This is a genomic window from Rhizobium sp. AB2/73, assembly GCF_020871915.1.
In the GTDB taxonomy this organism is placed as follows: Bacteria; Pseudomonadota; Alphaproteobacteria; order Rhizobiales; family Rhizobiaceae; genus Rhizobium; species Rhizobium dioscoreae.
In genome coordinates this window covers 1,699,669-1,724,771 of record NZ_CP067071.1, presented here as the reverse complement: position 1 = coordinate 1,724,771, position 25,103 = coordinate 1,699,669, and the positions used below count along the sequence as shown (strand labels likewise).

19 protein-coding genes are annotated in these 25,103 nt (G+C 59.2%); 15 read left to right on the top strand and 4 right to left on the bottom strand.

The window, feature by feature from the left end:
• Positions 1–33: 33 nt before the first annotated feature.
• The 3 genes from I8E17_RS08620 (at position 34) to I8E17_RS08610 (ending at position 4,485) form a co-directional block, all read left to right on the top strand.
• Positions 34–1,713 carry an NAD+ synthase gene (locus I8E17_RS08620; protein ID WP_069613208.1) on the top strand — a complete coding sequence of 560 codons (1,680 nt, stop codon included), beginning with the start codon at positions 34–36 and terminating at the stop codon, positions 1,711–1,713.
• Between the two features lie 31 nt (positions 1,714–1,744).
• Entirely contained in the window at positions 1,745–2,569 is an 825-nt protein-coding gene (locus I8E17_RS08615; RefSeq protein WP_069613064.1) for a TolB family protein, read from the top strand.
• Positions 2,570–2,733: 164 nt separating this feature from the next.
• Complete coding sequence (locus I8E17_RS08610; RefSeq protein WP_069613063.1) at positions 2,734–4,485, top strand: ankyrin repeat domain-containing protein; 1,752 nt, start codon at positions 2,734–2,736, stop codon at positions 4,483–4,485.
• Between the two features lie 42 nt (positions 4,486–4,527).
• Here I8E17_RS08610 and I8E17_RS08605 read toward each other — a convergent pair whose 3' ends face one another.
• Positions 4,528–5,283: a hypothetical protein gene (locus I8E17_RS08605; RefSeq protein ID WP_069613062.1), complete on the bottom strand. Its 756-nt coding sequence runs from the start codon at positions 5,281–5,283 to the stop codon at positions 4,528–4,530.
• Between the two features lie 195 nt (positions 5,284–5,478).
• A complete protein-coding gene (locus I8E17_RS08600) occupies positions 5,479–7,791 on the bottom strand; it encodes an NADP-dependent malic enzyme (protein WP_069613207.1) in 2,313 nt (770 codons plus the stop codon).
• Positions 7,792–8,219: 428 nt separating this feature from the next.
• On the opposite strand from I8E17_RS08600, the gene I8E17_RS08595 reads away from it, so the two are divergent.
• The 6 genes from I8E17_RS08595 to I8E17_RS08570 all read left to right on the top strand — a co-directional run bounded on the left by I8E17_RS08595 (position 8,220) and on the right by I8E17_RS08570 (position 14,630).
• Complete coding sequence (locus tag I8E17_RS08595; protein WP_069613061.1) at positions 8,220–9,026, top strand: UDP-2,3-diacylglucosamine diphosphatase; 807 nt, start codon at positions 8,220–8,222, stop codon at positions 9,024–9,026.
• Positions 9,027–9,192: 166 nt separating this feature from the next.
• Positions 9,193–10,410: an MFS transporter gene (locus I8E17_RS08590; RefSeq protein ID WP_069613060.1), complete on the top strand. Its 1,218-nt coding sequence runs from the start codon at positions 9,193–9,195 to the stop codon at positions 10,408–10,410.
• A 150-nt stretch (positions 10,411–10,560) separates the two neighbouring features.
• Entirely contained in the window at positions 10,561–11,721 is a 1,161-nt protein-coding gene (locus I8E17_RS08585) for an ABC transporter permease (RefSeq protein ID WP_069613059.1), read from the top strand.
• Between the two features lie 12 nt (positions 11,722–11,733).
• Positions 11,734–12,597, top strand: coding sequence for an ATP-binding cassette domain-containing protein (locus I8E17_RS08580; RefSeq protein ID WP_069613058.1), 864 nt, complete (start codon positions 11,734–11,736; stop codon positions 12,595–12,597).
• 9 nt (positions 12,598–12,606) lie between these two features.
• On the top strand, positions 12,607–13,977 hold the full coding sequence (locus tag I8E17_RS08575; protein WP_069613057.1) for an MlaD family protein: 1,371 nt from the start codon (positions 12,607–12,609) through the stop codon (positions 13,975–13,977).
• 38 nt (positions 13,978–14,015) lie between these two features.
• Positions 14,016–14,630, top strand: coding sequence for an ABC-type transport auxiliary lipoprotein family protein (locus I8E17_RS08570; RefSeq protein ID WP_069613056.1), 615 nt, complete (start codon positions 14,016–14,018; stop codon positions 14,628–14,630).
• Between the two features lie 6 nt (positions 14,631–14,636).
• Here I8E17_RS08570 and I8E17_RS08565 read toward each other — a convergent pair whose 3' ends face one another.
• Positions 14,637–15,035, bottom strand: a complete 399-nt coding sequence (locus I8E17_RS08565; RefSeq protein WP_069613055.1) for a polyketide cyclase — start codon at positions 15,033–15,035, stop codon at positions 14,637–14,639.
• A gap of 295 nt (positions 15,036–15,330) precedes the next feature.
• On the opposite strand from I8E17_RS08565, the gene gndA reads away from it, so the two are divergent.
• Positions 15,331–16,758, top strand: a complete 1,428-nt coding sequence (gene gndA / locus I8E17_RS08560) for an NADP-dependent phosphogluconate dehydrogenase (RefSeq protein ID WP_069613054.1) — start codon at positions 15,331–15,333, stop codon at positions 16,756–16,758.
• A 16-nt stretch (positions 16,759–16,774) separates the two neighbouring features.
• On the opposite strand, the gene I8E17_RS08555 is transcribed toward gndA, so the two are convergent.
• The gene (locus tag I8E17_RS08555) at positions 16,775–17,854 is read right to left on the bottom strand and encodes a LacI family transcriptional regulator (RefSeq protein ID WP_069613053.1); all 1,080 of its coding nucleotides are present in this window, start codon (positions 17,852–17,854) and stop codon (positions 16,775–16,777) included.
• A gap of 459 nt (positions 17,855–18,313) precedes the next feature.
• Between I8E17_RS08555 and I8E17_RS08550 the strand changes: the two genes are divergently transcribed.
• From I8E17_RS08550 to I8E17_RS08530, 5 genes are all read left to right on the top strand, one after another.
• A complete protein-coding gene (locus tag I8E17_RS08550) occupies positions 18,314–19,552 on the top strand; it encodes an ABC transporter substrate-binding protein (RefSeq protein ID WP_069613052.1) in 1,239 nt (412 codons plus the stop codon).
• Positions 19,553–19,643: 91 nt separating this feature from the next.
• Positions 19,644–20,534: a sugar ABC transporter permease gene (locus I8E17_RS08545; RefSeq protein ID WP_069613051.1), complete on the top strand. Its 891-nt coding sequence runs from the start codon at positions 19,644–19,646 to the stop codon at positions 20,532–20,534.
• A gap of 11 nt (positions 20,535–20,545) precedes the next feature.
• Positions 20,546–21,442, top strand: coding sequence for a carbohydrate ABC transporter permease (locus I8E17_RS08540; RefSeq protein ID WP_069613050.1), 897 nt, complete (start codon positions 20,546–20,548; stop codon positions 21,440–21,442).
• Positions 21,443–21,445: 3 nt separating this feature from the next.
• Positions 21,446–22,537, top strand: coding sequence for an ABC transporter ATP-binding protein (locus I8E17_RS08535; protein ID WP_069613049.1), 1,092 nt, complete (start codon positions 21,446–21,448; stop codon positions 22,535–22,537).
• Positions 22,538–22,593: 56 nt separating this feature from the next.
• A complete protein-coding gene (locus I8E17_RS08530) occupies positions 22,594–25,059 on the top strand; it encodes a glycoside hydrolase family 2 protein (protein WP_069613206.1) in 2,466 nt (821 codons plus the stop codon).
• The last annotated feature ends 44 nt before the right edge of the window (positions 25,060–25,103 follow it).

Genomic DNA, 25,103 nt, shown 5'->3' with positions numbered 1-25,103 from the left:
GCGGAAGAAAGATGGCATCGCTAAATGTATGGCATGACAGAGCAAAGCCAGATTACCCACACCATCCGCATCGCCGTCGCGCAGCTCAATCCGACGGTCGGCGACGTCTCCGGCAATCTCGCCAAGGCGCGCGAGGCCCGCGCCGAAGCAGCACGCGAAGGCGCGCAGCTCCTATTGCTGACGGAATTGTTCATTTCCGGCTATCCGCCGGAAGATCTGGTGCTGAAGCCGGCATTCATCCGCGCCTGCTGGAAAGCGGTGGAAGCTCTCGCTGCCGATACCGCCGATGGCGGCCCCGGCGTCATCATCGGCTTTCCCCGGCAGGACGAGACCGGCCGCTACAATTCGATTGCCGTGCTCGATGGCGGCAAGGTGATCGCGATCCGTGACAAGGTAGACCTACCGAACTACGGCGAGTTTGACGAGAAGCGCGTGTTCGATCAGGGCGCCATGCCCGGTCCGGTCAATTTCCGCGGCGTGCGGCTGGGTATCCCGATCTGCGAGGACATCTGGGGCGAGCTCGGCGTCTGCGAGACGCTGGCTGAGAGCGGTGCGGAAATCCTTCTGTCGCCGAATGGCTCGCCGTACTATCGCGGCAAGGTCGACGTGCGCCATCAGGTCGTGCTGAAGCAGGTCATCGAGACAGGGCTGCCGATGATCTATGCCGCCCAGCTCGGCGGCCAGGACGAACTGGTTTTCGATGGCGCCAGCTTCGGTTTCAATGCAGATAAGACCCTGGCCTTCCAGATGAGCCAGTTCGAGACCGCGCTTGCGGTGACGACCTGGAAGAAGAACGGCGATGGCTGGCATTGCGCCGAAGGGCCGATGGCCCATATTCCGGAGGGCGAGGAGGCGGATTATCGCGCCTGCCTGCTGGGCTTCCGCGACTATGTCAACAAGAACGGCTTCAAGTCGGTCGTGCTTGGCCTGTCCGGCGGTATTGACTCTGCCATCTGCGCGGCGATTGCCGTCGACGCGCTCGGCGAAGAGCGTGTGCGCACCGTCATGTTGCCATATCGCTATACGTCGCAGGATTCGTTGAAGGATGCCGCCGATTGCGCCAAGGCGCTCGGCTGCCGCTATGACATCGTGCCGATCGAGGATCCGGTGACGGGCTTCACGTCGGCCCTGTCGGATCTCTTCGAAGGGACCGAGAGCGGCATCACCGAGGAAAATCTGCAGAGCCGCGCCCGCGGCACCATCCTGATGGCGATCTCCAACAAGTTCGGCTCGATGGTGGTGACGACGGGCAACAAGTCGGAAATGTCTGTCGGATATGCTACGCTCTATGGCGACATGAACGGCGGTTTCAACCCGATCAAGGATCTCTACAAGATGCAGGTCTATGCGCTGTCGCGCTGGCGTAACCTGCATGTCCCGCCGGGCGCGCTCGGCCCTTCGGGGGAGGTCATCCCCCATAACATCATCGACAAGGCGCCTTCGGCGGAACTGAGGCCGAACCAGACGGACCAGGATTCGCTGCCGCCCTATCCGGTGCTCGACGATATCCTCGAATGCCTGGTGGAAAAGGAGATGTCGGTAGAGGAAATCGTGGCTCGGGGCCATGATGTCGCGACCGTACATCGCGTTGAACATCTACTCTATCTCGCCGAGTACAAGCGCCGCCAGTCTGCGCCGGGCGTGAAGATCACCAAGAAGAATTTCGGTCGCGACCGTCGCTATCCGATCACCAACCGGTTCCGCGATCGCTGATCGCGGTATCCAGCGGCAAGGGAGAGGAAAAATGCGCAGCTCGGTCGAGATTTATAATATCCGCACGGGTGCGAACCGGATCGTCTGGCAAACGGACCAGCTGATCGAGGCGCCGAACTATTCGCCTGGCGGGCGCTATCTTCTGTTGAATGGCGACGGGCTGCTCTATCGGCTGCCGCTGGATGGCAGCGGGATCGTCCAGGTCGATACCGGCTTTGCGACCCTGTGCAACAACGATCATGGCATCTCGCCGGACGGTTCGCTGATCGCCATTTCCGACAAGACGCAGCATGGCAAATCCTGCATCTATGTTCTGCCGTCAGAGGGCGGCACGCCAAGGCAGGTGACGACCAATCTGCCCTCCTACTGGCATGGCTGGTCGCCGGACGGAAAGCGCTTCTCCTACTGCGGCATCCGCAACGACGTTTTCGATATCTATACGATCTCGATCGATGGCGGCGAAGAGACCCGCCTGACCCATGGCGAGGGCCGCAATGACGGACCTGACTATTCGGCCGACGGGCAATGGATCTATTTCAATTCGAGCCGCACCGGCCTGATGCAGATCTGGCGCATCCATCCTGACGGCACCGGCCTCGAGCAGGTGACCCATGATAATTACGGCAACTGGTTTGCACATCCGTCACCAAAGAACGACAAGGTGGTCCTGATCTCCTATGATCCTGACGTCTTTGATCATCCGCGCGATCTCAATGTGCGGATGCGGCTGATGGATATGGATGGCGGCAATCTGACGACGCTGTTCGAGCTCTTTGGCGGGCAGGGATCGATCAATGTGCCGAACTGGTCACCGGATGGGGACGAGTTCGCCTATGTCCGCTATGAGCCGGCCTGAGCTCTGGACAGATCGCAACCGGCGCGATAGATCTGGATGCGTTCTCAGGGCGCATCCGATCCGCGGGAAGGGCTAGGCCCACCTGATGCATATAAAGTGAGACTGCCACACCTCTTTTCAGTCTGTGGGCGCGGATACCGGACATAAATGGAAGGAGGTCTACCGTGACCACGCGCTCTTTGGCTGTCGACGCCACTCTCGATTCCCTGAAAAAGCAGGCCAAGTCTTTCTTCAAGGCCGTTCAAGCCGGCGATACTTCGGCGCGCAGCCGCGTTGTGCCCTATTTTGCCGATATCGACAGCGTCGGACTGCAGGACATTCAGCTCGTTCTTGCCCGCGAATTCGGCTTCTCCAGCTGGACGAAGCTTAAGGCACATCTGGAAAGCGGCAATCGCAAGCATATCCCACGGGATCAGCTCGCCAACCGTTTCCTGTCGCTGGCGACGGTTTCGTATTTTGCCAGTATTCCCGCCGATCCCGCGCGCTTCGATGAGGCGCTGCGACTGCTGGAGTCCCATCCGGAGATTGCTGACGAAAGCATTCACGTCGCTGCTGCGCTCGGCGATGCCGACCGTATAGCTCGCTGGCTCGATCGCCAGCCACAGCTTATCGATCGCAGGGGCGGGCCGCATGATCTCACTCCGCTGATGTACGCGGCCTATGCTCGCGTGCCGGGTCGATCCAGCCTGCCGGCAGCCCGTGGGCTGGTTCGGCGCGGGGCCGATGTCAACGCCTTCTTTCTCGATGCCGGTCAGTATCGCTTCACCGTTTTGACCGGCGTCTTCGGCGAAGGCGAGGCGGGAAAGGAGCGCCAGCCGCCGCATGCGGAATGCGAGGCATTCGCGCGGCTGCTGCTCGACGCCGGCGCCGAAGCCAATGACAGCCAGGCGCTCTACAACCGCATGTTCGAACGGGACGATACATGCCTGAAATTGCTGATCGAATATGGCTTGTCCGCTCGGGATAAGAACAATTGGCTCGTGCGCGAGGGCGGGAAGTTTGTCGAGAACACGCAGACTGTGTTCGACTATCAGCTTGCCTGGGCGCTGGAACATCGCATGAGCGAGCGGGTGCGCTTGCTGGTGGATCATGGTGCTGATGTTCACAAGGTCGTCAATGGTAGAACGCCGTATGAGTGGGCACGGTTAGGGAACGACAAGGATCTGGCGTTGTATCTTGTTCAGCAGGGGGCGGTGGCGGTTCGCCTTAAGCCCGAGGATTGGTTCTATATCCAGATTCAGCAAGGGGCCAGGAATGAGGCAGCGGATCCGGCAATAGTCGTCGAACACATAAAGAGAATTGCGAGGGAATTCGATATTTATGAGGCGATGCGGCAGGCTCATCCCGACATGCTGCACGAGGCTGCTGGCGAAAATGATCTGCGCGCCGTTGGTCTCATGTTGGCGCTGGATTTTGACGTCAATGCCATGACCAGCCGAACGCCGCTGCATGAAGCGGCGCTGCATGGCCATATGGAGATGGCGAAGCTGCTGATCGAGCATGGAGCGGACACCACCGTTCGTGATCCCAATTTTCATGCGCCGCCGATCGGTTGGGCCGAATATAACGGCAAGGATGAGATGGTCGAGTTTCTGAAGGCCTATCCGCTCGATATTTTCGCAGCAGCCACTTTCGGTCAGGTCGATCAGCTGGCTGCTATTCTCGATAAGCATCCGGAACAGGTGAATATCCGCTTCGGAGACTTCCGCCCGCATGGGCAATCCAGCGATCGCGATTGGATGACACCGCTTGGCTTTGCCATTGTCAATCGCTGCGGCGAGGCGGTGCGCTTCCTGCTTGCGAAGGGTGCGGATCGCTCGGTCAGGGATGTTTCCGGACAGTCCTATCGCGATCTTGCGAGAGAGACGGGCGATGAGGCCATCATCTCCTTGTTGCGCCAGTCCGGAACGGCATGAAACCACGCAGTCGGGCGGAGATGGGCAACATCCGCCCACGCATTATTGTGTCGGCTGCGGCCCCGCTTCTTTCGGATGTTTAAGGTCGATGCTGCCCTGGTCGGTCGCGAGGAATTGCGGGCCGACCTGGCGCACCTTATGGGCCGAAGGATCATAGGGGCGATCCGGCGGAAGTTGCTGCGGCTGCGCCTGTGTTACCTTGGGCGGCGCCGCCGGTGGTGCCTGCTTTTGTTCGAGGCTGGAATTCTTCTGGAGCCTTGGCGTCTCGATGACGGTAATGGAGCTCTCCGGCTTGGCCAGGGACTGCTCCTGCGGCGCATAGGCATCCATTTTCGTGTGAGTGTCGATGACAATATCCGGCGTTGCCGAAGCCGGCAGGCTGCAGCCGTTGCGCTGCATCGTGTCCAGCAACTGCCGGCGCTGCATGGCAACGGCATCGACGCGGCCGACGCTTTGTTCGCGCTGATCCATCAGAAGGGAGAGATCCTGCCGCATCTGATCGATCGATTGCCTGATGTCATCGCAGACGCCCTGACTGTCCTGGCCGCCAAATACGCCATCGTCCCCTTCGACGCAGCCCTGGTTGCGCAGATCGCTCATCGTCCGGCGGATCATCAGGTTCTGTTGCACGATGGCGCGCGAGAGCTGGCGCGTTTCCTGACTGGCGCCGATCACTTCGCTGATGTCGACATAGCGGCCGCGCAGTTCGTCGCAGAGATCGACCTGTGCGAGGGCCGCCGATGTGGTCGTCAGCAGGGAAAAGAAGGCGATGGAAGCTTGTTTTATGCCGCGGTTCACGGTTCTGCTCTCGAAAGCGGTTTTAAGTCGCTGAAGATTACACGCTGCAGCTTAACAACGTATCCATGAAAAAGCACGGATTTCGAGAGGATTTTCGTGAAATTGCGGGTCGCAGCCGCCGATAGCCAGGAGATGAGCGACACCGCGAATGCATGAAACGCGGTGCCGTTGTGACTGTGGCTGCTAGACGTGATATCAGGCGATCTGCGAGGCTTCGACGACGGCGAGCGCCGCCATGTTGACCACGCCGCGCGAAGTGACTGACGGCGAGAGAATGTGGGCCGGAAGCGCCGTGCCGAGCAGAATCGGGCCGACATGCAGACCATCGGTCATGGTCTTGACCACGCCGAGTGTGATGTTGGCCGCATCGAGATTGGGGAAGACCAGTAGATTGGCTTCACCGGAGAGCGCGCTGTCCGGCATTACGTGCCGGCGTAGGCTCTCGGAAATGGCACTGTCGCCATGCATTTCGCCGTCGACCTCCAGATCCGGCGCTGCCTCGCGAATGAGAGCCAGCGCTTCGCGCATCTTGGTAGCGCTTTCCGACTCCCGGGAGCCGAAGTTGGAATGCGAGACGAGGGCGGCGCGGGGCTCGATGCCGAAGCGCTTGATCTCCTCGGCCGCCAGCCAGGTGGATTCCGCGATTTCCTCGGCGGACGGATTAAACGTCACATAGGTGTCGGTATAGAAGGTGGCGCCACGCTGCGAAATTAGCAGGCTCAATGCCGAGAAATCCCGAACATCGGGCCGCTTGCCGATGACCTGGCGGACGATGCGCAAATGACGTTCGTACCGGCCTTCGAGACCGCAGATCAGCGCGTCGGCTTCGCCGCGCTTCAGGGCAAGGGCGCCAATGACGGTTGTGTTGGTACGGACGATCGTGCGGGCTGCTTCCGGGATAACGCCCGCGCGGCCGACCAGCGAGAAATAGAGCTCGACATATTCGCGGAAGCGGGGATCGTCTTCCGGATTGATGACGGCGAAATCCGTATGAGGGCGAATCTTCAGGCCGTAGCGCTTGAGGCGCGTCTCGATGACGGAAGGACGACCGATAAGGATCGGGACGGCGGTGCCTTCCTCGAGCAGGACCTGGGCGGCGCGCAGCACGCGCTCATCTTCGCCTTCGGAGAAGACGACGCGCTTTCGCTCGGCAATCTTCGCTGCCGCAAAGATCGGCTTCATCACGAAGCCCGAGCGGAAGACGAAGCGGTTGAGCTCATCCATATAGGCGTCGAAATCCTTGATCGGGCGCAGGGCGACGCCGCTTTCCGCGGCTGCCTTTGCCACCGCCGGCGCAATGCGCAGGATCAGGCGCGGGTCGAAGGGCGAGGGGATCAGGTAATTGGGCCCGAAGACCGGAGTTTCACCGGTATAGGCGCGGGCGGCGACATCGGAAGGTTCTTCGCGCGCAAGCGCGGCGATGGCGCGCACCGCAGCCATCTTCATCTCTTCGTTGATCGTCTTGGCGCCGCAATCGAGCGCGCCGCGGAAGATATAGGGGAAGCAGAGGACGTTGTTGACCTGGTTCGGGAAATCCGAGCGGCCGGTGCAGATCATCGCGTCCGGGCGGGCGGCACGGGCGAGATCCGGCATGATCTCCGGCGTCGGGTTGGCGAGCGCCATGATCAGCGGCTTTTCGGCCATCTGCGCCAGCAATTCGGGTTTCAGCACGCCGGCTGCGGAGAGGCCGAGGAAGACGTCGGCACCCGGGATGGATTCGGCGAGCACGCGCTTGTCGCTGTCCTGGGCGTAGACGGACTTCCACTCGTCCATGAGGACGTTGCGATCCTTGTAGACCAGACCCTCGATATCGTGGACCCAGATGTTCTCGCGCTTGGCGCCGAGAATGACAAGCAGATTGAGGCAGGCGAGTGCGGCCGCACCGGCGCCGGAAGCGACGATCTTGACGTCTTCGATCTTCTTGCCGGCCAGTTCCAGCCCGTTGAGGATGGCGGCGGCGACGATGATGGCGGTGCCGTGCTGATCGTCGTGAAAGACCGGAATTTCCATTTTCTCGCGCAGGCGGCGCTCGACGTCGAAGCATTCCGGTGCCTTGATGTCTTCTAGATTGATGCCGCCGAAGGTCGGCTCGAGCGCGGAGACGGTGTTGACCATCTCATCGACCGTCGGTGCTGCGATTTCGATGTCGAAGACGTCGATGCCGGCGAATTTCTTGAAGAGAACGGCCTTCCCTTCCATGACGGGTTTCGAGGCCAGCGGGCCGATATTGCCGAGGCCCAGCACGGCGGAACCGTTGGAAATCACCGCTACGAGATTGGCGCGGGACGTATAGTCGGCTGCCGTTTCGGGGTTGTCGCGGATGGCGATGCAGGGCGCAGCGACACCGGGGGAATAGGCAAGTGCCAGATCGCGCTGATTGCCCAGCGGCTTGGTCGCTTGAATTTCGAGCTTGCCGGGACGGGGATAACGATGGAAATAAAGCGCCTGCTCGTCGAAATTTCCGCTCGCCATGTTCTTGGCTGCTTTCGAAGTGTCGTTCGTATCCAACTTGCGTCTCCATTCCTGCCTGCGCTTCGAGTCTTCTGCATACATCAATCGCTTCGCCTTCACAGTATGGAATTGAGGTCACAAGGCGTTTTTGTCGTGGCAAAACTGAATTGCCTTTTCCGCAATGATCGCAGATCGCGCGATGTCCTTTCCGCAAGTCGAAGGTTGCGATCGTGTCATCTTGGAAAGAATGGCGTGAAAGTGCACAGATGTGCGGCTCATCCAAGCGAGGCGGCGCGGGCCATGTTTCGCCTTGGTATCGCCAGCTTTACAAGCGATCGTCCTGACCTCGCCGTTGCCGCGAAACCGGGTTGAACGTCGCCGCTGGGCCGCCAAGCACAGGGTTTGTCATCTTCCTGAAACACGAGTCTGGTTTTGGAATAGCCAAGGTAGGATAGGGCACGGACATAAAGTTCGTGAATGAAAACATGGACCCTCGGCATTTCCGAACGCTATTCATTTCTGACGTGCACCTCGGCTCGAAGGCCGCCAAGGCGGATTACCTGCTCGATTTTCTCCGTTATCACGAGGCCGATACCATCTTCCTGGTCGGCGATATCGTTGATGGCTGGAGACTGAAGCGAAACTGGTACTGGCCCCAGGATTGCAACGACGTCGTACAGAAGCTCCTGCGCAAGGCGCGCAAGGGCACGCGCATCGTTTATATCCCCGGCAATCACGACGAATTCCTGCGTGACTTCCCCGGAATGCACTTCGGCGGTATCGAGGTGGCGCAGCGCGCCATGCATGAAACGGCCGACGGGAAGAAATATCTCATCCTGCACGGCGACGAATTCGATGTCGTTGTCCGCAATGCCCGCCTGCTCGCCTATCTCGGAGACTGGGCTTACGACATGGCCATCTTGATCAATATCGGGCTTGCGGCGGTGCGCCGACGCCTGAACATGCCCTATTGGTCCTTTTCGGCTTGGGCGAAGCTGCAGGTGAAGCACGCTGTCAATTTCATCGGCGAGTTTCAGCGTGTCGTGGCCGAAGAGGCCAAGCGCAATGATGCCGATGGCGTCATCTGCGGTCATATTCACCATGCCGTGATCGAGGATCTCGATGGGATCCGTTACATCAACACGGGCGATTGGGTGGAAAGCTGCACGGCGATTGCCGAACACGAAGACGGCACGTTCGAGCTGATCACGTGGCAGAATATTCTCGAAACGCAGCCAGTCGGCTCGCAGGTCGGGGAAATACCGCAGGCCCTCGGCGCACAGGCGGCCTGATTTCTGGTTCTTCACGGGCTTGATAATGGCTTTTCATAATTATTGATCGCTGCAAGACAGCCTCGGCTTCGGATTTTTCCGAAACGTTACGGTTTTGGCCATTTCTCGCCATAGTCGTATTCTCGATAGCATGATAGGGACAAGTACGTTCCCCTTCAGGTCTGTCATGATTCCCGCGATCAAGTCCTTCCAGGGCGAGGGTGCGCCTCCTTATTTCCGCTTGCGCGCCGCCTTGTCCTATTGCGCTCCGTTGTTCGTCAACGGCATTGCCGTACCCTTCTTTCCCGTCTGGTTGGCGGGGCTGAATTTCAACGATCACGAGATTGGCCTGGTGATCGCCATTCCCATGGTCGTACGCGTCCTCGTGACACCCATCATCGCGGTACTCGCCGATCATATGAGAGAGCGGGCCGATGTATTGTTATGGTCGGGTGCCTTGTCGCTGCTGACGGCAATCGCGCTTTACTGGACCAGCGACTTCTGGCCGGTGCTTTTGGTCTATGGCATTCAGGGCGCTACTTATGCGCCTTACGTGCCGGTGGTCGAATCGATTGCCATGTCGGGCGTGCGCCGCTGGGGTTTCGATTACGGTTCCATGCGGGTCTGGGGATCGATCACCTTTATCCTGTCGACCCTTCTCGGCGGCCAGCTGATAGGCATGTGGGGCGGCACGACAGTATTGCCGGTGATGGTAGCGGGGTTCATTCTGACGACGATGATGGGCTTTTTCGCGCCACGTATCGGGCCGACGCGCCGGCGCAACCAACCGATCAATCTGCAATCGCCGACGGGAAATCTGCGCTCACCGCAATTGCTCATCACCATGATCGGCGTATCGATACAGCAATCGAGCCATGCGATGCTCTATACATTTGCGTCGATCTACTGGCATAAGCTCGGCTTTTCCGGCGCCGAGATAGCCGTGCTGTGGAGCATTGGCGTCACGGCCGAGGTGATGGTGTTTTTCCTGTCGAAAAAACTGAGCAGGCGGTTCAGCGCCTGGACGCTCATCTTCTTCGGTTCGACCATGTGCATTCTGCGCTGGGTCCTGTTTCCGAGCAATTTCGGTTTCCTTGGCTATTTCGTGCTGCAGTGCTTTCATTCCTGCACCTATGCCTGCGTCCATACCGGCGTTCAGCGTCGTATCGTGGCGTCGGTCCATGAGGCGCAGGAATCATCGGCCCAGGGCGCCTACTATTTCTACAATGGCATGTTCCTGGGATTGATGACGCTTGCATCCGGTTATCTCTACGCCTGGCTTGACCTGGCGAGTTACTATGTCATGGCCGGCATCGCCGCCTTTGGGCTCGCCATGGTCGTTTTTGCCTATGGGCTGCAGGCGAGAAAGCCGGCAATCGGCGGAGGCGCTCACGGTGTATCCTGACGCGGTGCAACAAATTCATTTGGATATCAAAAAGCCGTGACATATGTTGGCGCCGGCGCGAGATGGAAATTCCATGCATAGTCGGTGTATGAAGCACTGACCATGCGGGCTCACCGAGTCGGCGTATGTTGTGCCAAATTTGAAAGACGCATGAGTTTGAAAGCAGCCGAGCAAAGGTCCGATGCACCGAAGATCGATGATGCGCCCGAAGGCGCAGGCCATCGCTATCGGCTGCAAGGCAGTTGGCGCAGCGCCAGCGTGCATGGCGTGCTGCGACAGATCGAGCAGCTGTCCAAGCGCAGCTCCGGCGGCGACGTCGTGATCGATCTTTCCGGTCTTTCGGATGTGGATACGGCGGGTGCGCTGCTGATCCGCCGACTGAAGGAAAGCCAGGAAGCACACAAGGCCCACGTTACGATCGAAGGCTCCAATCCTCATATCGACGAATTGCTGACGACATTCGATACGCATCCGGACGATGAGGCGGCAGCGGCGAAGCCGAGGAAATCATGGGCGGAGCGTGTCTTCGCGCCTATTGGCGAAAGCGTCTACGATATATGGGGCAACCTCATCGCCGCCATGTATATCCTGGGTTCAGCCGTACGCGGCGGTCAGCTCAAGTTCGGCCGTGGTAGCGGGGTTTCGCCTGCCTCGATCATCAATCAGATCGATCACATGGCGGTGCGCGCGGTTCCGATCATCCTGCTGATGTCGTCGCTGATCGGCGCGATTATCGCCCAGCAGGGCGCTTTCCAGCTGCGTTATTTCGGTGCGGAAATCTTCGTGGTCGATCTGGTTGGCATCCTGCAATTGCGTGAAATCGGCGTGCTTTTGACCGCGATCATGATCGCCGGCCGGTCCGGCAGCGCGATTACCGCCGAAATCGGTTCCATGAAGATGCGCGAGGAAGTGGACGCGCTGAAGGTCATGGGCCTCAATCCCGTCGGCGTGCTCATCTTTCCCCGATTGGTGGCGCTTACGGTTGCCTTGCCGCTGCTGACGGTCATTGCCAATTTTGCCGCGCTTTTTGGTGCTGCCCTGGTGTCCTGGGCCTATTCCGGCATCACGTTTGCGACTTTCATTTCGCGCCTTCACGAGGCCGTCAGCCTTTCGACGGTCATTTCGGGCATGATCAAGGCGCCGTTCATGGCACTGGTCATCGGCATCGTCGCGGCGGTTGAGGGATTGAAGGTGGGAGGCAGTGCGGAGTCTCTCGGTCAGCACGTGACTTCATCGGTAGTGAAGTCGATCTTCGTCGTTATCCTGATGGACGGGCTCTTCGCCATGTTCTACGCAGCAATCGATTTCTGAGGGACGATAACGATGAGCGCGCTTCACTCGGAAATCCCGCTGGAAAAGGATGAGCAGGGCAGGGACATCGTGCTGTCGGCACGGGATGTCACCGTCGGCTTCGGATCGAAAATCGTCCTCGACAAACTGAACCTCAATATCTATCGCGGCGAGATTCTCGGTTTCGTCGGCGCTTCCGGGGCGGGTAAGTCCGTGCTGCTGCGCACGGTGCTGCGGCTATTGCCGCGCCGCTCGGGCAAGATTGAGATTCTCGGCGAAGATTACGACAAGCTCGACGAGCAGGACCGCAACCGCCTCGACATGCGGCTCGGCGTTCTCTTTCAGCAAGGTGCGCTGTTTTCCTCACTGACGGTCAAGGAAAACATCCAGGTGCCGATGCGGGAATATCTGGACCTGCCCAAGGAGATGATGGACGAGCTGGCGCTGATGAAGATCCGCATGGTGGGTCTCGCCGCCGACGCCGCCGACAAATATCCTTCCGAGCTTTCGGGCGGCATGATCAAGCGCGCGGCGCTGGCCAGAGCCCTGGCGCTCGATCCGGACCTCGTTTTTCTTGATGAACCGACATCGGGTCTCGATCCGATCGGTGCGTCGGAGTTCGACGAACTGATTGCCAAGCTGCGCGACACGCTTGGCCTGACCGTTTATATGGTGACTCACGACCTCGACAGCCTGTTTTCCGTCTGTGACCGTATTGCCGTCCTCGGACAGAAGCGGGTATTGGTGGAAGGTACGGTTGAGGACATGCTCGCCTGTGATGACCCCTGGGTGCAATCCTACTTCAGGGGCAAGCGCGCACGATCGATCGTGCCGCGCGAGGACATCAGAGGGCACAACGACGACAAAGGCGCAGGCGCCCACAGCCGCGAGAAGTGACTGGAGACAATGGAAACCAAAGCCAATTACACGATCGTCGGGTTCTTCACGCTGGTTGTCATCGCGGCCGCCTTCGGCTTCGTCTACTGGATGGCGGAATATGGCCGCGGCGGTCCGATGGTCGAGCTTGTCGTGCGCATTCCCGGTTCGGCCAATGGTTTGAGCGTCGGCTCGCCGGTTCGCTTCAACGGTATTCAGGTCGGCTCGGTGCAGGGGCTTTCGATCGACGCCGACGACCCGAACTATTCTCTCGCCTTCACACAGGTGCGCGCCGATGCACCGGTCTACACCTCGACCAAGGCTATTCTTGAGATCCAGGGTCTGACGGGTGCTGCCTATATCGAGCTTTCGGGCGGCCGTAACAGCGACGAAAACATCCTGAAGCGCTCGATCGACACGGGCAAGCGTGCGGTATTGCTCGCGGATCAGTCAAGCGTGACCAACCTGTTGACGACGGCCGACAAGATCCTGAACCGCGCCAACGATACGATTGGTGACATTCAGGGCTTCGTCTCGGATTCGCGCGGGCCGTTGACGGATACCGTGCGCAATGCGCAGAAATTCTCCAAGGCCATCGCCGATAATTCCGACAATATCGACAAGTTCCTGGCAAGTGTCGGGCAGCTTTCCGATACTTTCAAGACGGTTTCGGTCCGCGTGGATTCGACATTGGATGCGATCGAGAAGCTGGTGCGCGCGGTCGATGCCCAGAAGGTCAACGACGTCATCGCCAATGCCGACAGGATCACGGCCAATGTCGCCGACGCAACGACCGACCTGAAGGCGACGATTGCGAGCTTCAAGCAGACGGCCGACACCTATACGACGTTCGGTCAGAATGCGCAAAAGACGCTGGACCGGGTCGATGCGATCGTCGCACAGATCGATCCGGCCAAGATCAAGGGATCGGTTGACGATATTGCCGACGTGACGAAACAGGCGCGCACGGCGGTCGCATCGATCCGCGACGTCGCCAATTCCGTTGCCGCGCATCAGCAGGATATTGACCAGACGATCGCCAATGCCCGCGACATCTCCACCAAACTCAACGCGGCTTCCGGCAAGGTCGACGGCATCCTGACCAAGGTCAATTCCCTGCTCGGCGACGACAGCACGAAATCACTGTTCGCAGAAGCCAAGGACACGCTCGAGTCCTTCAAGAAGATGGCGGACAATCTCAATTCCCGCATTGGGCCGATCGCCGACAATCTGCAGAAATTCTCCAGCAGCGGCTTGCGCGATGCCCAGACCCTCATCAACGACATGAGGGGCACGGTTGACAACCTGAATAGCACAATCACTAATTTCGACCGCAATCCGCAACGACTGATTTTCGGCGGGGATACGGTCAAGACTTATGACGGCCGCGCGCGGCATTGATGAAGAGCGATATCTGGTCTCCAGGGGATAAGCGAAATATGGTCGGTTGCGTGTCGAGTGAGCGTCATCAAGTGTGGAAAGCTGTGATCGCGTTGCCGTTGCTTGCAGCTTTGCTGGGGGGCTGTGGAACTTCCTCCAACAACGATACCTACGATCTTTCCGCGTCGGCGAAGGCGAATGGACCTTCGGTCAAAAGCCGCCAGATCCTCATCCCGCCGCCAACCGCGCTGCAGGCGCTGGACAGCAATCAGATCGTCATTCGTGTCTCGCCCTCGGAAATTCAATACCTCGCCAAATCGCAATGGAGCGACAAGCTGAGCAAGATGGTGCAATCGAAACTGGTCGAAGCCTTCGAAAACACCGGCAAGCTCGGCGGCGTCGGCGTGCCAGGGCAGGGGCTTGCGATCGACTATCAGATCGTCACCGATATCCGCTCCTTCGAGATCAATGCGTCCGGCGGCCAGAAGACGGCAATTGTCGAGATCTCCGAAAAAATCCTGAACGATCGCACCGGCACGGTGAAGGCCCAGAACGTGTTCCGGAAGGTCGTGCCGGTCAGTGGTGGCAGCAATCCCGATTTCGTCCGTGCACTCGACGCTGCATTTGCCGGCGTGACCGGCGAACTCGTCGACTGGACATTGCGCTCGCTGTAAGGGCGATCAGCGCTCCATCAACTCTTTCAGTGTCTTCAGATCGCGCATGACATGCGCGGCATCGGCTGCGAATTGTGCTGCCTCCATGCCCGGTAGCTGGAGCACGGTGAACATGACCTCGCAACCGTCGCCGTTCGGTACGACGCGCAAGGCATTGTAGACCTGCAGATCGGATTCCAGTGTTACCCAGTGATCGATGACGCCGAAGTCATTGCAAGGCGCGAAGCGCACGCGTGCAGTCCCGAGCATGCCTTCGGCGATCCAGTCGTCCCCGTCCTGCGTCAGTCCCGATGCCAGGCCAGAGGCCCAGAAAGGCATGTTTTCCGGGCGGCTGGCGTAGTCGTAGACCTCCCTCCAGTCGCGAGCGATGGAGATATGTACGATCTTCGCGCTCATGGTCGACATGATGGTTTCCTCCTCTATATCACCCTCATGGGACTGCGGTCGGCAGAAAAAACGTTGGTTCGGAAACGGATGAATCGCGAATTCCGCAACATTGTTGCACAGTCCTGCAAAGAGAACGATTCACGGCTTTCGAAGGCTTGCCGTTTTCCGTCCGGAGTGCAACAACAGCCACCAACGCAGGGCTGTCGCCGGTCGCGTCGAGCGTCGGTGGCATTGCGTCATATCGGATGTTGCTGTGTCTTCCGGGTCTTCAGGGTGGGGCCGGGCGCAGTCAACGGCTCATTGGAGGATTGTCGTGGAAAAGGCAGAAATCGGGCTGATCGGTCTTGCTGTGATGGGATCGAATCTGGCGCTCAACATCGCCGAGAAAGGCAACAAGATCGCAGTGTTCAACCGTACACCTCAGGTAACGGATGAATTTTATGCGAATGCGGGCGCACTCAAGGACAAGATCATTCCCTGCAAGACGATCGAGGAATTCGTCGAGGCGATCCGCCCGCCGCGGCCGATCATCATCATGATCAAGGCCGGTGAGCCGGTCGACCAGCAGATGGCGGCGCTGCAGCCCTATCTCGACAAGGGCGACATCATGATCGATGCCGGCAATGCCAATTTCCGCGATACGATTGCTCGCTTCGATCGTCTGAAGGATACCGGCCTGACCTTCATCGGCATGGGCGTATCCGGTGGTGAAGAAGGGGCGCGTCATGGTCCGTCGATCATGGTCGGCGGCACGGAGGAGTCCTATAAGCGCGTCGAGAAGGTGCTGACCTCGATCGCTGCGAAATACAACAACGATCCATGCGTTGCCTGGCTCGGCAACGATGGCGCCGGTCACTTCGTCAAGACCATCCACAACGGCATCGAATATGCCGATATGCAGATGATCGCCGAAATCTACGGCATCCTGCGTGACGGTCTCGGCAAGAGCGCGGCCGAGATCAGCTCGATCTTCGGCGACTGGAACAAGGGTCGCCTCAACTCCTACCTCATCGAGATCACCGAGAAGGTTCTGGCTGCAAAGGACCCGGCAACCGGCAGCGCCATGCCCGATATCATCCTCGACAAGGCCGGCCAAAAGGGTACCGGCAAGTGGTCTGCCATCGAAGCCCAGAACATGGGCATTCCGGCGACGGCGATCGAGGCTGCTGTTGCGGCCCGCAGCCTCTCGGCGATCAAGAGCCAGCGCGAAGCAGCCGAGAAGATTTTTGGCACGCCGGACTACAAGTTCCCGATCGCCTTCGGTCCCGACTTGCTGAAGGACCTGGAACTGGCGCTCTTCGCCGCCAAGATCGGCGCCTATGCCCAGGGCTTTGCCGTCATGGCCGAGGCCTCGAAGGAGTTCAACTGGTCGCTGCCGATGCCTGTCATCGCCAAGATCTGGCGTGCCGGCTGCATCATCCGTTCGCAGTTCCTCGACGAGATCACCAGCGCTTTCACCAAGACCCCGGATGCGGCGAACCTGATCGTCACCCCGGCCTTTGCCGAGATGGTCAAGGAATCGATCCCGTCGCTGCGTCGCATCGTTTCGGCTGCGACCGCATCCGGTTTGCCGGTTCCAGCCCTTGCGTCGGCGCTCACCTATTTCGATGCCTATCGTCAGGCGCGCGGCACCGCCAACCTGATCCAGGCCCAGCGTGACTTCTTCGGCGCGCACGGTTTCGATCGCGTCGACGGCAAGGATATTCACCACGGCCCATGGGGCAGTGGGGCTCAGGGCTGAGAAGCTCGTTTGCGCTTCAATAAGGAAGGCTCGCCGGACCCGTTCGGCGACCTTTTTCCGTTGCCAGTTCTTCCGGCCAGACGGGCGAGCTGATGCTTTGCAGCAGTTCCGGTTCCACACCGTCGATACGGGCGATGACCGCCTTGGCGAGTTCGCGGCCGGCATGGCGGAAATCCTCCGATACCGTAATGATCTCGGGCCTGATCCAGCTCAGCACGTCTGTCGATTGCTTGGCGACCATGTCGATATCGCGGCCCAGGCGGAAGCCGGCCGCCTCGATGCCGGCATTGACGGCAATCGCACCGCCGCTGCTGGAGCAGACGATCCCGTCAGGCGCATGCGGTGAGCGCATCAGCGCCTCGACCGTGTCCTTGATATCGGCCAGCGCGTTGTCGGTCGTAATCCTCAAGGGGATTTCTTCGGCGCCATATTGATGCAAGCCCGTCTGGAAGCCGATGCGGGTGTGCGAATAATAGGTCAGCTTGCTGGAGGGCTGCAGCAAGGCCAGGCGGCGCCGACCTCTTGCGACCAGTGCGCGCACGGCCTCATGCGCGAAGGCCTCGTTGTCGAAGTCATGGAAGGGATGGATGATGCCCATATCCGTCCGCCCATGCGTCGAGAAAGGCATGCCGCGCTCATGCATGAGCTCGACGCGCGGATCATCCGGCTCCGTACGCGATATGATGACGCCATCGGCTGAGCCGGTGTCGAGAATGTAGCGCACTGGCACCAGCGGGTCCTTGCTGTGCGAATGCGGCGTGATGACCAGGTGATATTGCGTGCCGGCGAGAACTTCGGAAATGCCGAAGACGATGTGGCTGGTGAAGCCCATGATTTCTTCATCGATGCTCAGCACCAGGGCAATCACATTGGTCTTGCCGGTTCTCAGGCGCACGCCCGCGCGGTTCGGTTGATAACCCAATTGTCGGGCGACCATGCGCACCCGCTCCTTGGTCTCGGCTCCGATATCAGGGGCATCCTTCAATGCGCGAGAAACGGTGGTGATCCCTAACCCCGTCATGAAGGCGATTGTTTTCAATGTCGGCCGTTCGGGAGCGGATGGCGCTCCGCTCCCTGACATTTTTTTATTGTCCATTTCGCTCACGCTTGCCTCCCGGCCGCCTCCCGCAGCCTATCCGCTTATATTGCCCACATGGCCACCGCAAGCATAGACGCCATGCGGCCTCGCCAATGCAATGAGAAAAACTGTAACGATACAGTTGAAAAGTCGAGCCCTATTTTCACGCCGATTTTCATGCCTGTTCTCGTGGTTGTATTCGTGACTCCTGTCTCGAAAATTGAGCGGATCAAGATTATGCAAGAGGACCGCATGAGTGTGCCCTTGAAATAGAACATTAAATATCAGCACGTTACAAGGAGTTCCCAGGTTTTTTGGCGACCGATGTCGTGATGGAACGGAGTTATCTTCCACAGGAAAAATGTAATCAGTGATTGTATATCCACGCAGTCATGAAAAATTTATGGTCAGGCGGTTGCGCGTTGAAAATGATTCGAATACGTTTTTCCGGCAACGTTTCAGTGAGGGAGGAAACTCATGAATATTCGTTTGATGGCTGCCGCTTTGCTTGCATCTGTCGCAATTCCCGCTTTCTCAGCAAATGCGACCGATCTTGAGGTAACGCATTGGTGGACATCGGGCGGCGAAGCAGCTGCCGTGAAGGTTCTGGCTGAGCAATACAACGCGCTTGGCAACAATCACTGGGTCGACGGTGCGATCGCCGGATCCGGTTCGACCGCAACGCCCCTCATCGTCAGCCGTATCCTGGGCGGCAATCCCATGGGTGCAACGCAGCTCAATACGGGCCGTGACGCCGAAGAGTTGGTCAAGGCCGGCCTGATGACCGATCTGACCGACCTTGCCGAGAAGGAACACTGGAAGGACATCATTCGTCCGGCCAGCCTCCTCAATTCCTGCACCTATGAGGGCCGGGTCTATTGCGTGCCGCTCAACATCCACTCCTGGCAGTGGATGTGGGTCAATCGTCACGTCTTCGAAGACAACGGCATGAAGGTCCCGGCCAACTGGGATGAATTCGTCGCCGATGCGCCGAAGCTGCGCGAGAAGGGCATCACCCCACTTGCGACCGGCGCTCCGTGGCAGGTCGACGGTATCCGCAACGTCATGCAGATCGGCATCGGCGGCAAGGAGACCTATCTGGCGATCTACCAGAAGAAAGACGCAGACGCTGTGAAGAGCCCCGAAAACCGCAAGGTCTGGGACGCTTTCGCGCAGGCGCGCGATCTGGTTGATGAGAGCTATTCCGGCCGCGACTGGAATGTCGCCACCAATATGGTCATCACAGGCAAGGCTGCCGCGCAGATCATGGGCGACTGGGCGCAGGGTGAGTTTGGCGTTGCCAAGCAGGTTGCCGGCAAGGACTATGATTGCCTTCCGGGTCTCGGCTTCCATGGCCTGCTCGATACCGGCGGCGATAGCTTCTACTTCCCGAAGAACAGCAATCCCGACATCACCAAGGCGCAGCTCGAGCTTGCCAGCATGCTGGTTTCCAAGGAAACCCAGGTCAAGTTCAACCTCGCCAAGGGCTCCCTGCCGGTGCGCGACGATATCGATCTGAGCGCGGCCAGCAGCTGCATGAAGAAGGGTCTGGAAATCCTCAAGAATCCGGACAACGTGGTGCCGGGTGTCACTCAGCTGATCGACCCGGATACGCGCGGTCAGATGACGGATCTCGGACTGCAATTCTTCTCGTCGAAGATGACCGTGGATGAGGCGATCGAAAAGCAGGCCGCCATCTTCAAGCAGGCGCAATAAGCAAGACGACCATCTATCAATCGCGATGGCCGGCATCGGGGCGGGCGAGGGATCTCGCCTGTCCTGAGGCAGGTCACCAACGGAGGTATCGATGGCTAACGCTGTCCGGCCACTGGGTCTGTTCCGTAACCTCAATGCGAAGATCGCCGCCATTCCCATGGTGCTGACGGTGATCGTCGTCTTCGTCGGTTGCACGCTCTGGACCGTCATCTATTCGTTCACAGATTCAAGACTGCTGCCGAGCTCCAATTTTGTCGGTCTGGCGCAGTATCAGCGTCTGTGGGGTACCGATCGCTGGAACATCTCGATCGGCAATCTTGCGACATACGGCATTCTCAGCCTGGTTTTCGCTTTCGTCGTCGGCTTCTTTCTGGCCGTGCTGATGGATCAGAAAATCCGCTTCGAGAATACGTTCCGAACCATTTTCCTTTATCCTTTCGCTCTGTCCTTCATCGTGACCGGCCTCGTCTGGCAGTGGATCCTCGATCCTGCGCTCGGGCTGCCGAAGCTGATGCAGGATATGGGCCTTACGAGTTTCAACTTCGCTCTGCTCGGCAATCAGAAGACCGTGCTTTATGCGCTCGTCATTGCCGGTCTCTGGCAGGGCACCGGCCTTGTCATGGTGCTGATGCTGGCGGGCCTGAGGGGGATTGACGGCGAAATCTGGAAGGCGTCGCGCGTTGACGGCATTCCAGCCTGGCGGACCTATATCTTCGTCGTCATTCCGATGATGCGAGGCGTCTTCGTCACCACGCTCGTCATCGTCGCTTCAGGCATCGTGCGCGTCTATGATCTCGTCGTCGCCATGACATCAGGCGGGCCGGGTTTCGCGTCCGAAATGCCGGCTAAATATGTCTATGACTTCATGTTCCAGCGCTCCAATCTCGGTCAGGCGCTTTCCGCCTCCACCGTCATGCTGGTGACCGTTTTCATCTTCGTCGTGCCGTGGGCTCTCATCGAGTTCCGCCAGAAGCGCCGGTAAGGGAGGAAACCATGGCACTTGCCGCCACCATCGAACCTTCGGGCACCAAGCCCAGGCGCCGCTTTGCCCCGCGCACGATCATGCTCTATGGCATACTTGGGCTGGCCGCGCTCTACTATCTCCTGCCGCTCTATGTGATGGTCGTCACTTCGCTCAAGGGCATGCCGGAAATCCGCATGGGCAATATCTTTGCTCCGCCCATGGAGATTACTTTCGAGCCTTGGGTGAAAGCCTGGTCGCAAGCCTGCACCGGCCTTTACTGCCACGGCATCCAGGTCGGCTTCTGGAATTCGGTGAAGATCCTCGTTCCGAGCGTCATCGTCTCGATCGCCATTGCGTCGGTCAACGGCTATGCGCTCGCCAACTGGCGGTTCAAGGGATCGGAAATCTTCTTCACGATCCTGCTGTTCGGCGCCTTCATTCCCTATCAGGTCATGCTCTATCCGCTCGTCATGGTGCTGCGCGAACTTGGGCTGTTTTCGACGCTTGGCGGCATCGTCCTCGTGCACACGATCTTCGGCATGCCGATCAACACGCTGTTGTTCCGCAACTATTTCGCCTCGCTTCCGCCTGAACTCTTCAAGGCGGCACGCGTCGACGGCGCCGGCTTCTGGCAGATCTTCCTGCGCATCATGCTGCCCATGTCGCTGCCGATCTTCGTCGTCGGCATGATCATCCAGATCACCGGGATCTGGAACGACTTCCTGTTCGGCGTCATTTTCGCCGGCACGCAGAACTATCCGATGACCGTGCAGCTGAACAACGTCGTCAACGCCGTGCAGGGTGTCAAGGAATACAACGTCAACATGGCCGCAACGCTGCTGACGGGCGCGGTGCCGCTTATCGTCTATTTCGTGTCCGGGCGGCTCTTCGTTCGCGGCATCGCCGCCGGCGCAGTGAAGGGGTAATTCATGAACAGTAGCGTTTCCATCAAAGACCTTTCGCTGAATTTCGGTGCGGTCAACGTTCTGAAAAATCTCAATCTCGAGATCAATGACGGCGAGTTCCTGGTGCTTCTCGGTTCGTCGGGTTGCGGCAAGTCGACCTTGCTCAACTGCATTGCCGGCCTGCTCGATATCAGCGAGGGGCAGATCTTCATCAAGGGCAAGAACGTCACCTGGGAGGAGCCCAAGGATCGCGGCATCGGCATGGTGTTCCAATCCTATGCGCTCTATCCGCAGATGTCGGTCGAGAAGAACCTCTCCTTCGGCCTGCGCGTTGCCAAGGTGCCGCAGGACGAGATCAACAAGCGTATCGCGCGCGCTGCCGAAATCCTGCAGATCGAGCCGCTGCTGAAGCGCAAGCCGGCCGAGCTTTCGGGCGGTCAGCGCCAGCGCGTCGCGATCGGCCGCGCCCTGGTGCGTGATGTCGACGTCTTCCTTTTCGATGAGCCGCTATCGAACCTCGACGCCAAGCTGCGTTCGGAGCTGCGCGTGGAAATCAAGCGGCTGCACCAGTCGCTGAAGAACACGATGATCTACGTCACCCACGATCAGATCGAGGCGCTGACGCTCGCCGACCGCATCGCGATCATGAAGAACGGCGTCATCATGCAGCTCGATGACCCGACGACGATCTATAACGCGCCGCGCAATCTCTTCGTCGCCGGTTTCATCGGTTCGCCCTCTATGAACTTTCTCAAGGGCGAGCTGGTCAACCGCGAAGGCAAGGTCGTGTTCGCGACCAACGACGTGCTGTTTTCTCTCGATGGCTACAAGGCTGGCGAGGCGCTTCAAGCGGGCCGCAAGGTCGTGCTCGGCGTTCGTCCGGAGCACATCACGGTCAATGAAGCGACCGCTCCCGGCGCGGAGGTTCACAATGCCACGGTGGATATCGAGGAGCCGATGGGTGCCGATAACTTGCTGTGGCTGAAGCATGCCGGACATACGATGTCGGTTCGCGTCAACGGTGCCCGGCGCTTTGGCCCCGGTTCAGCCGTAAAGCTTGGCTTTGACATGTCGCTCGCATCGCTCTTTGATGCGCAGACAGAACTCAGAATATGATCCATGCCCGAGGCGGTCTGACCGCCTCCTTCTTTGCAGCGGTCCGGGGAGGTCCGATGTCGTCTTCGATCAATGATAATCTTGCCATCGATCTCGTCGGTTCGTGGAGGCTGACCTCTCCCGACAGCGATCATTCTCTCTCCATGTCGCTGCCCGGTGATATTCATTCCGCGCTACATGCGGAAGGGCTTATTCCCGATCCCTATTTCGCGCGCAACGAAGAAGTCGTGCAGTGGGTTGCCCAGCAGGATTGGGAGCTGACACGCAGCTTCACGCTCGATGATGCCGGCGGCGACTGGTATCTCGATATCGACTATCTCGACACCGTCGCCAGCGTCTATGTCAACGATACGCTCGCGCTGGAGGCCAACAACTGCTTCCAGCGCTATCGCCCCGATGTCTCGAAGGCGCTGAAGGCGGGCGAAAATACCATTCGCATCGTCTTGCATTCGAGCATTTCGGCTGGTGCCGCCCTTCAGGCGAAACAGCCTTTCTATATCCCCTACAGCACTGGCAATTCGCCGATCCCGAACGGCAACATGCTGCGCAAGCCGCAATGCCATTTCGGTTGGGACTGGAATATCGCGATCGCGCCGCTCGGTCTCTATGGCACCATCGCGCTGAAGAAGCTCGAGATCGCCCGTATCGAGAATGTCGTCACCCAGCAGGTTCACAATGATGACGGCTCCGTCGACCTCAAGGTGACGGTGGCGCTGTTTGCCAAGGGAACGGGGATTGCGCAGCTCTATTTCTCGCTCGACGATGAGCGGGTGCGCCTCGATGTCGGCGTCAATGCCGGCGAGACATCGATCACCCACTTCTTCCATATCGACAAGCCCAGGCTCTGGTGGCCGGCCGGCAATGGCGAGCAGGCGCTCTATGCGCTTTCAGTGGAAACCAATTTCGAAACCGTCACGCGGCAGATCGGCCTGCGCACGGTCGAGTTGATCACCACCGAGGATGAAGCTGGCAGCCGTTTTGCCTTGAAGGTCAATGGCCGCGAAATCTTTGCCCGTGGCGCGAACTGGATTCCGGCCGACGCGCTGTTTTCACGCTCCAATCCGGCTGCGACCGAGGATCTGCTGCAATCGGCCGCCGATGCCAATATGAATGCGATCCGAGTCTGGGGCGGCGGCTTTTACGAGCATGACTGGTTCTATGACACTTGCGACCGCTTGGGGTTGATGGTGTGGCAGGATTTCATGTTCGCCTGCAATCTCTATCCCTCGACGGGTGATTTCCTCGAGAATGTCGAGGCCGAGGTCGGCTATCAGGTTCGCCGGCTTGCGACGCATCCCTCCATCGTTCTATGGTGTGGTGATAATGAGCTGGTGGGCGCGCTCACCTGGTTCGAGGAGTCCCGCAAAGATCGGGATCGCTATCTCGTCTCCTACGATCGCCTGAACAGGACGATCGAGACGGCGATGAAGAACGCTCTGCCGGATGCGATCTGGTGGCCGTCGAGCCCGGCTTCGGGTTATCTCAACTTCGGCGACGCCTGGCACGCCGATGGCTCCGGCGACATGCATTACTGGTCGGTCTGGCACGAGAACAAGTCCTTCGACAATTACCGCTCCGTGCGGCCGCGCTTCTGCTCGGAATTCGGCTTCCAGTCCTATACCTCGCTACCCGTCATCAAGACCTATGCCGAGGCGAAGGATATGAACATCGCTTCTCCGGTCATGGAGCTGCACCAAAAGAATGCCGGCGGCAACGAGCGGATTGCCGGCACGATGTTCCGCTATTTCCGCTTTCCGAAGGATTTCCCGAATTTCGTCTATCTGAGCCAGGTCCAGCAGGGTCTCGCCATCAAGACGGCGGTGGAATACTGGCGGTCGCTGAAGCCGCATTGCATGGGTACGATCTATTGGCAGCTCAATGACACCTGGCCGGTGGCCTCGTGGTCGAGCCTGGATTACGGCGGCCGGTGGAAAGTGATGCACTATCTGGTGCGGCGCTTCTTCCAGCCCGTATCGGTTGCGGCCATTCCCTCCGAAGACAACAAGACGATCCGCTTCTCCGTGGTCAACGATACGAACGCCGACATCATGGCCGATATTTCGGTATCGCTGCTGAAGCTCGACGGTAAGCGCGTGCCGCTGACGACGGCGCACGCCATCTGCACGCCGGATGCGGCCGTAACGGCATTGTCGATCGATGCGGATCAGGTGCCGGCCGATTGCCTGCTGGCGTGGCGTTTCACCGCATCGAACGGCATGGGCGGCGAGGGGCATTATGTTCACGGCACCTACAAGGCGCTCGAGCTTCAGCCCGCCGGCCTGACGGTGCGGAGGGAGGAGAAAGAGGAAGATGGGACGATCGAACTCATCGTCACCGCAAAGGGACTTGCGCTGTTCGTGATGATCGAGAGCGAAACGGACGGACGCTATTCCGACAACGCCTTCGATCTCGCTGCCGGTGAGAGCCGCCGCATCGTCTTCACGCCGGCCAAGCCGCTCGCAAGCGGCGTGCCCGAATTCCGCATCTATGATCTGCAATCCAGCCAGTCGGTGGACAGCTAGCCGGTGGCCAGCAACCGACGGATTGAGCTATCGCGCCGTTAAGG

What these genes read in the sequence shown, in the direction of transcription:
- I8E17_RS08620 (WP_069613208.1), top strand. Translation starts at nt 34, where the DNA reads ATGACAGAGCAAAGCCAGATTACCCACACCATCCGCATCGCCGTCGCG.
- I8E17_RS08615 (WP_069613064.1), top strand. Translation starts at nt 1,745, where the DNA reads ATGCGCAGCTCGGTCGAGATTTATAATATCCGCACGGGTGCGAACCGG.
- I8E17_RS08595 (WP_069613061.1), top strand. Translation starts at nt 8,220, where the DNA reads ATGGACCCTCGGCATTTCCGAACGCTATTCATTTCTGACGTGCACCTC.
- I8E17_RS08590 (WP_069613060.1), top strand. Translation starts at nt 9,193, where the DNA reads ATGATTCCCGCGATCAAGTCCTTCCAGGGCGAGGGTGCGCCTCCTTAT.
- I8E17_RS08585 (WP_069613059.1), top strand. Translation starts at nt 10,561, where the DNA reads ATGAGTTTGAAAGCAGCCGAGCAAAGGTCCGATGCACCGAAGATCGAT.
- I8E17_RS08580 (WP_069613058.1), top strand. Translation starts at nt 11,734, where the DNA reads ATGAGCGCGCTTCACTCGGAAATCCCGCTGGAAAAGGATGAGCAGGGC.
- I8E17_RS08575 (WP_069613057.1), top strand. Translation starts at nt 12,607, where the DNA reads ATGGAAACCAAAGCCAATTACACGATCGTCGGGTTCTTCACGCTGGTT.
- I8E17_RS08570 (WP_069613056.1), top strand. Translation starts at nt 14,016, where the DNA reads ATGGTCGGTTGCGTGTCGAGTGAGCGTCATCAAGTGTGGAAAGCTGTG.
- I8E17_RS08565 (WP_069613055.1), bottom strand. Translation starts at nt 15,035, where the DNA reads ATGTCGACCATGAGCGCGAAGATCGTACATATCTCCATCGCTCGCGAC.
- I8E17_RS08555 (WP_069613053.1), bottom strand. Translation starts at nt 17,854, where the DNA reads ATGGACAATAAAAAAATGTCAGGGAGCGGAGCGCCATCCGCTCCCGAA.
- I8E17_RS08550 (WP_069613052.1), top strand. Translation starts at nt 18,314, where the DNA reads ATGAATATTCGTTTGATGGCTGCCGCTTTGCTTGCATCTGTCGCAATT.
- I8E17_RS08545 (WP_069613051.1), top strand. Translation starts at nt 19,644, where the DNA reads ATGGCTAACGCTGTCCGGCCACTGGGTCTGTTCCGTAACCTCAATGCG.
- I8E17_RS08540 (WP_069613050.1), top strand. Translation starts at nt 20,546, where the DNA reads ATGGCACTTGCCGCCACCATCGAACCTTCGGGCACCAAGCCCAGGCGC.
- I8E17_RS08535 (WP_069613049.1), top strand. Translation starts at nt 21,446, where the DNA reads ATGAACAGTAGCGTTTCCATCAAAGACCTTTCGCTGAATTTCGGTGCG.
- I8E17_RS08530 (WP_069613206.1), top strand. Translation starts at nt 22,594, where the DNA reads ATGTCGTCTTCGATCAATGATAATCTTGCCATCGATCTCGTCGGTTCG.